Source organism: Synechococcus sp. MU1655 (assembly GCF_023630655.1).
In the GTDB taxonomy this organism is placed as follows: domain Bacteria; phylum Cyanobacteriota; class Cyanobacteriia; order PCC-6307; family Cyanobiaceae; genus Synechococcus_C.
Map to the genome: position 1 here is coordinate 1 of NZ_JAKUHK010000160.1, position 4,585 is coordinate 4,585.

General features: G+C 55.8%; 6 protein-coding genes and 1 pseudogene. 3 read left to right on the forward strand and 4 right to left on the reverse strand.

From position 1 onward, the window contains the following. Together NCN04_RS08125 and NCN04_RS08130 are read right to left on the reverse strand one after the other, a co-directional pair. The coding region (locus NCN04_RS08125) for an RNA helicase (RefSeq protein WP_250395750.1) at positions 1-455 on the reverse strand (455 nt) is incomplete at its 3' end. Between the two features lie 106 nt (positions 456-561). Beyond that, entirely contained in the window at positions 562-1,110 is a 549-nt protein-coding gene (locus NCN04_RS08130) for a SprT family zinc-dependent metalloprotease (RefSeq protein ID WP_250395751.1), read from the reverse strand. 97 nt (positions 1,111-1,207) lie between these two features. On the opposite strand from NCN04_RS08130, the gene NCN04_RS08135 reads away from it, so the two are divergent. Together NCN04_RS08135 and ligA are read left to right on the forward strand one after the other, a co-directional pair. After that, on the forward strand, positions 1,208-1,627 hold the full coding sequence (locus NCN04_RS08135) for a DUF4864 domain-containing protein (RefSeq protein ID WP_048348378.1): 420 nt from the start codon (positions 1,208-1,210) through the stop codon (positions 1,625-1,627). 10 nt (positions 1,628-1,637) lie between these two features. Further along, positions 1,638-3,731: an NAD-dependent DNA ligase LigA gene (ligA, locus tag NCN04_RS08140; RefSeq protein WP_250395752.1), complete on the forward strand. Its 2,094-nt coding sequence runs from the start codon at positions 1,638-1,640 to the stop codon at positions 3,729-3,731. Positions 3,732-3,849: 118 nt separating this feature from the next. Here the strand turns inward: ligA and NCN04_RS08145 are convergent, their stop codons facing one another. Further along, positions 3,850-4,077 carry a hypothetical protein gene (locus tag NCN04_RS08145; protein WP_250395753.1) on the reverse strand — a complete coding sequence of 76 codons (228 nt, stop codon included), beginning with the start codon at positions 4,075-4,077 and terminating at the stop codon, positions 3,850-3,852. Between the two features lie 2 nt (positions 4,078-4,079). Between NCN04_RS08145 and NCN04_RS08150 the strand changes: the two genes are divergently transcribed. Next, positions 4,080-4,238 (forward strand): hypothetical protein, encoded by a 159-nt coding sequence (locus NCN04_RS08150; RefSeq protein WP_245407166.1) that lies wholly within the window; start codon positions 4,080-4,082, stop codon positions 4,236-4,238. A gap of 173 nt (positions 4,239-4,411) precedes the next feature. Here NCN04_RS08150 and NCN04_RS08155 read toward each other — a convergent pair. Next, positions 4,412-4,585: pseudogene (locus NCN04_RS08155) on the reverse strand (TVP38/TMEM64 family protein); the annotation flags it as partial.

The window sequence follows — 4,585 nt, forward strand, 5'->3', positions numbered from 1 at the left end:
GGCTGGGTCGTTGCGGCTGTTGATGGAGAGGCTGCAGAACGGGACCAGCGCTCCACACGGAAGCTTTCGTCATCAGGCCAGCTGTTGTCATCCCCCCCATGGGTGGACTCGGGCTCAGGCACCGGCGCAACGACCTGCCGGCGTGAGATTGCATCGAGAGGACGTTTACGACTTGATATCGCAGTCGAATCCTCCCGCAGTGGCGGTTTTACCGGATCCCGCCAGTCCTCTTCGTCGTCCATCAGCCAATCGATCTTGTCGCCAACCCAGCGGCCCACTGATTCGAGATCCATTGAAGGACGCGCACCTCCGGAAGAACGTCGACCGGGTCGCGTACCAGCAACACCATCGACCAGTTGGCGACCGGTTTCAATCCACTGATCAAATCGCCGATCACCAATGTCCTGATTGCGCTGCCCCTGACTGCGCTGCCGCGGTTGAAAATGTCCATCCATCTTCTGACCTTAACGACGCCGGTGCTGCAGCCAACGCTCTCTTTGCCAACCAATTAACGCGATCGACACCCCACCAGCTTCTAGGACCCAAAGAAACAAATCCATCTCAATCCTGAGCGGGGGCAGGTACATAGCTGAGTAGACAACTCACATGCCAGTGACCGTCATGATGCCGATCACAGCACAACCTGCAAGCCGCTTGCCTGACCCTGCGCCGATAAGGAGTCCGCTGTCCACACATAGGGCAGATGGCAATCCAGCGAGGGGGAGTCTGCTGAACCGGAAAACGATGGCGGATACTCACCTTGAATCGGGTTTGCGAGGCATTAATCGCCTCCATCTGGGCCCGAAAGCAAGGGCCATGACTCTCTCGTTGACCCAACACAAGATCCACCCAGGCGTGGATCATTTCATGACAAAGGGTGCTCTCCGTCGCGCAGCGAGGCAAAGGATCGAGCAAGGGTTTTGAGAGCACAATCTCCCGTCCAAGCGGCGGAGCCACCGCCGTGCCGCGGCGATACAAGCCAGCCGTCTTTCGCATCCGTCCATCACTCCAGCGCAAGGCGACTAGGGGTCCAGTACCCCGCACCAAGCAGCCACCGAAGTGTTCTCGATTGAGCCTGTGAAACAACGGCAGCAGTGGCTCGAGGGGCATGGGGACTGCGAAAAAGCCAAACAGGACGAAAGCCGGCCCAGTCTGCCTCGTTCCTGCATCCAGTCAGTCAGAATCTGCACTCATTCGGATGCACCCGATGGAACTGGGCTTGGTTCGCGAGATCGGTAGTAAGGCATTGCTAGCCGGGGGTGGAGCCTTGCTCCTCTACTGGACTTTCACGGCGGTGAAGCTTGTGCTGAGCGCCCGTGGCATCAATCCGCTGATTAAGCAGTTCTTTACGCAAGTGGCAGCGGGCAGGATCGATGCCGCTTACTTGCTCACCACCAAGAACTATCGCCAGCATGTGAACCGCCAACAGTTCATTCGCTACTTGGCGGGTTTGAAGCTGAACCGCTTCCGCAATCTCAAATCTGGTCGCCCGAGGCTTCAGGAAGGCAACATCATCCTGACGGTGAAGTTGATCGCAGAGGACAAAGAAGAGATGCCTCTGGATTTCACTTTCATCAAGATGGATGATTCTTGGAAGATCGAGCGAATTGTCGCCGTGAACAGCTGAGCACGAGGCGTTGAGCAGCTCGCAGCCGCTGAGATCATCCAGCAGTTCTCAATCGAGAGCGGAAGAATTGCGGCGCCTGCTCAATCGGGCTGCTCACGCTTATTACGTGCTCGACGCTCCGGAGATGGAAGATCCAGTCTATGACCAGCTTTACAGGGAACTTCAAGAGTTAGAGCACCAGGATTCAACATTGGTGAGCCCAGACAGCCCCACCCAGAGGGTGGGTGGGCGTCTAGCGGAAGGATTCAGGAGCGTGAGCCACAGGATTTCCCTGTTCAGCCTCGACAATGCGTTTAACCGAGACGAGCTCCATGGCTGGTATGGCCGATTGCTCAAGGTGCTCGATCGGGCACCAGCAGAAGGATCTACCCCAACAGCCCTGGCGATGGTGGGAGAACTCAAAATCGACGGCAATGCCCTCGCCCTGAGCTACGAAAACGGCGTGCTCGTTCGAGCGGCAACGCGCGGGGATGGCGAACAGGGAGAAGAGATCACCGCCAACGTGCGCACCATCAGCTCCATTCCCTTGCGCTTGCACCTCGAACCGGCACCAGCCTGGGTGGAAGTGCGCGGGGAAGCCTTCATCCCCGACACCACCTTTCATGCGATCAACAACGAACGTCTAAGCCGCGACGAATCTCTCTTTGCCAATCCCCGCAATGCCTGCGCGGGAACGTTGCGCCAACTGGATCCAAGCGTTGTTGCCGCAAGACGGCTGGATTTTTTCGCCTACACACTTCACCTTCCGGACGATTGGCAAGGTCGGCGACCGCTCACGCAATGGGAGGCCCTGCAGTGGCTGGCAGATGCGGGATTCAAGGTGAATCCAAATGCGGGTTTATTGCCAGATCTTCCAGCGGTGGAGCAGTTCTTCGAGACCTGGGACACAGAGAGACGGCAGCTCAATTACGCCACCGACGGTGTGGTGGTGAAGCTCAATGATTTGAGGCTGCAGGATGCCGCAGGCTTCACCCAGAAAGCACCACGCTGGGCAATTGCGCTCAAGTACCCAGCGGAAGAAGCTCCAACCAAAATCCTTAGGATCAGCTGTCAGGTGGGTCGCACGGGAGTGATCACCCCCGTAGCCGAGTTTGAGCCCGTACTGTTGGCCGGCACCAGCGTCAGCCGGGCCAGTCTGCACAACGCCGACAGGCTCCTGGAGCTCGACCTCCACAACGGCGACACCATTGTGGTGCGCAAGGCCGGAGAGATCATCCCTGAAGTGGTGCGGGTGTTGCCGGAACTACGACCAGCGCTGGCCCAACCCGTGGAGCTACCCAAGACCTGTCCAGCCTGCGGATCCACCTTGGTGCGCGAAACCAGCGAATCGGCCACGCGCTGCATCAACAGCAGTTGCCCAGCGATCCTGCGCGGTGCCCTGCGCCACTGGGTCAGCAAGGGAGCCTTGGATGTGGATGGGCTGGGCAGCAAGCTGATTGAACAACTAGTGGATCGAGGCCTCGTCCAGTCGATTGCAGACCTCTATCGCCTCGATATGGCCCTGCTCGGCAGCCTGGAGCGAATGGGAACAAAGAGCGCCGAGAATTTAATTCAAGCTTTGGATGCATCCCGCTCTCAAGGATGGGCCAGACAGCTGTACGGCCTCGGCATCCATCACGTTGGAGACGTCAATGCCAAGGCGATTACCACTACTTTTTCCAACGCAGACGACCTGAATCAAGCGGCTTGTTATGCACCCGAAAGCATCACTGCAATTTTTGGTGTCGGCAAAGAAATTGCCCAAAGTTTGCAGCAGTGGTTTTCCAACCCTGCAAACCAGCGGCTACTCAAAGAGTTGCGCAGCCTCGGATTCAGCCTGTCGCTCAACGAAGAAGAACAAGCGCGCGCTATTACGGCGGCCGCCAACGATCACCTATCTGGTTCCACATTTGTACTGACCGGCACCCTGCCTACACTCACCCGCTCTCAAGCCAAAGAACAAATTGAAGCCTGCGGCGGCAAAGTGTCGGGTTCCGTTAGTAAAAAAACCAGCTATCTCGTGGCAGGCGAAGAGGCTGGAAGCAAACTCACCAAAGCCCAGGAACTGGGAGTCAAAATCCTTGACGAAGAAGCGCTTCACAATCTGCTGAAAAACTCTGCTTAGAGACGCCTCTCAGGCATGCCACGCCCTATTCAGAATCTCCTTGGACGGGAGGACGCATCCCAACAGGCCTTGAATATTCACCAAAACGTTGACGCTCAATTTGCCACCTTTAATCTGTTCAGATCAGCCATTTAAAACGGCCAAAAGAATCCACACCCATGAGAAAAGTAGACTTAAACTTGTCTTCCATGCCCAACAAGGCGTGATGGCACCAATGATCATTGATGAGTTCCATCAAGGGATTACCACGAGAGAAAGAGAGGACTTTGAAGTTGACGATAACAGCGTTAAAACCTGCTTGATTCCAAATCAAACCTTCAAATACAATTTCACCAAAAGCAAACAATCATGAGCTCACCTCAGGCCTTCCGCTGGATCAAAACCGAATGTGGTCGCGCTAAGTACATTGACTTGGCTTCTCGCAAAGGCATTGCGGCAAAGCTTCGCCTGGGATGGTTTGTAGTGATTGCCGCTGCACGTGACCTTCCAGTCCAGGCCCCAGACTGAACCACTTACCTCGCAATCACAACCACTCCCAACAAGTTTGAAGCCCTAGAAGAAGTCACCGAATCAGCGCTTTGAACACTTAAAAAGAGCTATTAAAAACAAAAACTTCTCCCGATCCTATTTTCAATGACACTGGAAGTATCCATCAAATCGATTGTTTTCAAGAGCTATTATTAAAGTTCGATCGTCTCGTCCGTCAAAGCTCGCTTCGCTGCGCGCCCGACCAACCAAACCACTCCAACCGTGGCTAAGACGCCCACCACACGCAGGATCCAGGCCTGTGCTGAGGCTTCTCCAGCGAGCACCTCACCAAAACGAGCTGCATCACCTGCCAGTGCGCCCAACGC

What these genes read in the sequence shown, in the direction of transcription:
- NCN04_RS08130 (WP_250395751.1), bottom strand. Translation starts at nt 1,110, where the DNA reads ATGCCCCTCGAGCCACTGCTGCCGTTGTTTCACAGGCTCAATCGAGAA.
- NCN04_RS08135 (WP_048348378.1), top strand. Translation starts at nt 1,208, where the DNA reads ATGGAACTGGGCTTGGTTCGCGAGATCGGTAGTAAGGCATTGCTAGCC.
- NCN04_RS08150 (WP_245407166.1), top strand. Translation starts at nt 4,080, where the DNA reads ATGAGCTCACCTCAGGCCTTCCGCTGGATCAAAACCGAATGTGGTCGC.